Below are 2,167 nucleotides of genomic sequence, written 5' to 3' on the forward strand. Positions count from 1 at the left end.
ACCACTCGTGGTGCGGGGGGGGGGGGGGGGGGGGGGGGGGCGGGGGGGGGCGGCGGGGGGGGGGGGGGGGGGGGGGGGGGGGGGGGGGGGGGGGGCCCCCCCCCCCCCCCCGACCACGCTTTCGTGACCTGTTCGTGACCGTGGTCGGGGGTTCTTGGTCGACGTTCTGGTCGGGGCCGGCGGGTGGACTCTCAGCAATCCACCGGTACGACCTGGGAGTTCGAACGATGTCTCCAGCCACTTCGGGGGCGCGCGCCGAGCATGCCGCACTGCCGCCGGTCGCCGCGGGTGTGACGCTGCAGCAGATGCGGCGCCGTGTCCGTCTCGGCCACTTTGGCGTGTGGGCGGCGCTCGCCGCCGGCCCGATCGCGCTCGCCATATCTGTCGCCCCGACACCAACCGCGGCCACCGCCGCAGCCGTTGCGCCGGCTCCGGCGCCCACCGTGCACACCGCGACGGGGGCCGATCCGGCCGGCTACGCCGTCGTGTTCACCGACGCATGGCTGCGCAGTCACACAGGCGACGAGAGCAGTGTGCAGGCCCGGCGTGCGCAGTCGATGGCGCCCTCGATCGTTCTGCCTGCACGTGTCACGGATGCACAGCCGCTGCAGTCCGTGACAGCGGTGCGCAGTCGCCCGCGTCTGGGCGGCTGGTCGGTGACCGTGGCCGCCACCTATCCGGACGGGATCCGCTACTTCGCCGTGCCGGTCATCTCCGGCCGGGGCGGGGTAGCGTTCGCGGTGACCGGCCAGCCCGCCGTGGTCGCCGGGCCGCGGCAGGCCGCAGTGCCCGAGTCGCCGTACACGGTCAGCGTTCCGCCCGACGGTGACCTTGCCGCCACGACAAGCGAATTTTTCAGTGCCTATCTCACCGGACGCGGCGGGATCGACCGGTACCTTGCCCCGGGCACGCGCCTGGACCCCGTCACCCGGCCTGCGTTCACCACCATCCGGGTGGAGGAGGTGACCGCTGTCGAGGGGACGGCGGCCGCCGGGTCGGCGCCCGCGGACGGTACGACGGCGCGGGTCCTGGTGCGCGTCGAAGCCGAGGACGGGTCCGGGGTGTGGCCGCTGGCGTACGAGCTCGAGATGACAGTGCGCTCGAAGCGGTGGGAGATCACCACGCTCGTCTCGGCGGCGGGGGGTGCGTCGTCGTGAACACGGTCCACAGCCTTGTGTTGGCCGGAGAGCTCGAGGAGTTCGGCGACTCGTGGATCGCCATGTTCGGGGGCTGGGCCACGAAAGGCCTGCAGGCTGCGCTGATCACCATTGTGGTCGTCGTGATGGTCCAGCGGTTCAGCCTCAAGGCCGGGATCGGCGCCCTGCTCCTGATGGTGATCGCCCTGGGCATCTACCGGTCCCGCAATGACCTCGCCGCGATGTTCGTCGACCAGGTCAAGAACCCGGGCAAGTCCGCGCCGGCGGTCATCCAGCCGGGCCACCTTCCTCCCCTGTCCGGCCATGAGCCCGGGAGCGGAGCATGAGCGCCGGCGCGGCGCCGCGCGTGGGGCGCGTCTACACCGCTGCGCGCCGCCATCCGTGGGTGCTGGGGAAGATCGCGGACTGGCGCCTCCCGCTGGGCCCGTACACGCCGGCGCAGATCGCCGTCGCCACCCTCGGCGGGTTCGCCCTCGTCAAGACGGTGTCGTGGTGGGCGTGGCTGGGGCCAATACCGGTGGTGGCGTGGGCATTTGCCATCTGGGCGGTGCGCCGGCCCCAGATCGCCGGGCGCGCCCCGCTGCCCGCAATGATCGGCGCGCTGATGCTTGCCCTGCAGCCGGCCGGGGGCCGGATCGGCGGCCGCGCGGTACGGGAACGGGCCGCCCGGCCCATGTCAGGCGCCTTCGTGATCGAAGACGACGCCCCGGCCGACCCCACAGCGTCAGTGGCCGAGATGCGGCCCACTCCCCGGCCGTCCGGCCGGGGCCGACGACTGAGCGCCCGCCGGCTCGCGCGCCGGACCCGGACGGCGCGGCGATCGCAACGGCGCGCACCTCGCTCCGTTGCGCCGCGGCCGACAGGTGCGCCCCGCTCGTCGGTGCAGCTGCTGCTCACCCAGACGCAAGGCGACGGGAGGCTCTCATGAGAGTGCCGGTCCGTCACATCGCCGGACACCTGCTGTGGTCGACACACGGCAGCGTGTGGGCCCTCTACCGGCTACAGCCCGG

General features: G+C 73.6%; 3 protein-coding genes. All 3 read left to right on the forward strand.

Annotation, left to right across the window (positions count from 1 at the left end):
* The first annotated feature begins 227 nt into the window (after window positions 1-227).
* From ACH4YL_RS40675 to ACH4YL_RS40685, 3 genes are read left to right on the forward strand one after another with little or no spacing between them, the layout of a single operon-like run.
* Window positions 228-1,157 carry a conjugal transfer protein gene (locus tag ACH4YL_RS40675; protein WP_398512579.1) on the forward strand — a complete coding sequence of 310 codons (930 nt, stop codon included), beginning with the start codon at window positions 228-230 and terminating at the stop codon, window positions 1,155-1,157.
* Window positions 1,154-1,483 (forward strand): hypothetical protein, encoded by a 330-nt coding sequence (locus ACH4YL_RS40680; RefSeq protein WP_398512580.1) that lies wholly within the window; start codon window positions 1,154-1,156, stop codon window positions 1,481-1,483. The genes ACH4YL_RS40675 and ACH4YL_RS40680 overlap by 4 nt, the downstream gene beginning before the upstream one ends.
* Complete coding sequence (locus ACH4YL_RS40685; RefSeq protein WP_398512581.1) at window positions 1,480-2,085, forward strand: hypothetical protein; 606 nt, start codon at window positions 1,480-1,482, stop codon at window positions 2,083-2,085. The genes ACH4YL_RS40680 and ACH4YL_RS40685 overlap by 4 nt, the downstream gene beginning before the upstream one ends.
* The last annotated feature ends 82 nt before the right edge of the window (window positions 2,086-2,167 follow it).

The sequence above is a fragment of the Streptomyces sp. NPDC020681 genome, assembly GCF_044334895.1.
In the GTDB taxonomy this organism is placed as follows: Bacteria; Actinomycetota; Actinomycetes; order Streptomycetales; family Streptomycetaceae; genus Streptomyces.